This is a genomic window from Hydrogenophaga pseudoflava NBRC 102511 (genome assembly GCF_001592285.1).
GTDB lineage: Bacteria > Pseudomonadota > Gammaproteobacteria > Burkholderiales > Burkholderiaceae_C > Hydrogenophaga > Hydrogenophaga pseudoflava.
This window is the reverse complement of the sequence record NZ_BCWQ01000040.1, coordinates 1-1,131: the sequence shown is the minus strand read 5'-3', so window position 1 is coordinate 1,131 and position 1,131 is coordinate 1. Positions and strand designations below refer to the sequence as shown.

General features: G+C 65.1%; 1 protein-coding gene. It reads left to right on the top strand.

Annotated features, from left to right (window positions below; all coding sequences use genetic code 11):
• The first annotated feature begins 169 nt into the window (after positions 1 to 169).
• Positions 170 to 1,099 (top strand): amidohydrolase family protein, encoded by a 930-nt coding sequence (locus HPS01S_RS21365; protein WP_169803967.1) that lies wholly within the window; start codon positions 170 to 172, stop codon positions 1,097 to 1,099.
• Positions 1,100 to 1,131 lie beyond the last annotated feature (32 nt).

Below are 1,131 nucleotides of genomic sequence, written 5' to 3'. Positions count from 1 at the left end.
ACAAGAAGTGATGTGGAGCCACCCATCTTCCCGAGGGGTTGGATGGTGCTTTGATATGGTTTTGCTCCTGCCTTTTAGAGATGCATTCGTAGGCTCATAGGTGATTTTACGAATGTCTTGATTATTGTGGTTTTTTATAATTTCAAAAAACCATACAAATCGAGACAACGTGAACCCATCTGTGCCACCCGTTCCGTCGTTCCCTGGTCTGCCTCCCGGCAGCACGGACACACACCTGCACGTCTTCGAGCCGGCAGCGTTTCCCTACGCCACGCCGCGCAGCTACACGCCCGGCGCTGCGAGCTTCGAAGACATGGTGGCAATGCACAGTGCGCTGGGCATCCAGCGCTGCGTGCTGGTGCAGCCCAGCGTCTACGGTGTGGACAACCGCTGCCTGCTGAGCGCCGTGGCGCGGTCCGGACAGGACCGCTGCCGCGCCATCGCGGTGGTGGATCTGGACCGGGTGACTGCGGCCGAACTGGACGTGTTGCACGCCGGTGGTGTGCGAGGCGTCCGCTTGAACCTCGCTGTGCGCCACGAGGCCGATCTGCAGCGTGCACGCGAGCAGTTCCTGCAGGCCGCGCGCGCCATCACCCGGCTAGGCTGGTGCGTGCAGGTGCACTGCTCGGGCGACCTGCTGGGTGTGCTGGCCGATGTGCTGAATCACTTTGTTGTGCCGGTGGTGCTCGACCACTTTGCCGGCCTGCGCCCCTCCATCGCACACGACGAACACCCGGCGCTGCGCGCGCTGCTGCAGTTGCTGGCATCCGGGCGCGTGGTCGTGAAGCTTTCGGCGGATTACCGTGCCTCGGAAGCCGCCGAGCCGCACGATGACCTGGCGCCGCTGGCCCGGCGCCTGATTGACCAGCACGCCGACCGCCTGCTCTGGGGCTCGGACTGGCCGCACACCGGCGGCGCCAACCGCAACCCCGCCGTCATCGAACCCTTCCGCAGCGTGAACCTGCCCGGTGCGCTGGCGCGGCTGCGCGCCTGGTGCGGCGACGTGGCAGTGCTTGAACAGATCCTGGTCCACAACCCGGCGCGCCTCTACGGCTTCGTCGCCGTTTCCTCCACCCCCGTCCAAGGAGCCTCCACATGAGCGAGACCCACACCCCACCCGCCACCCCGAAA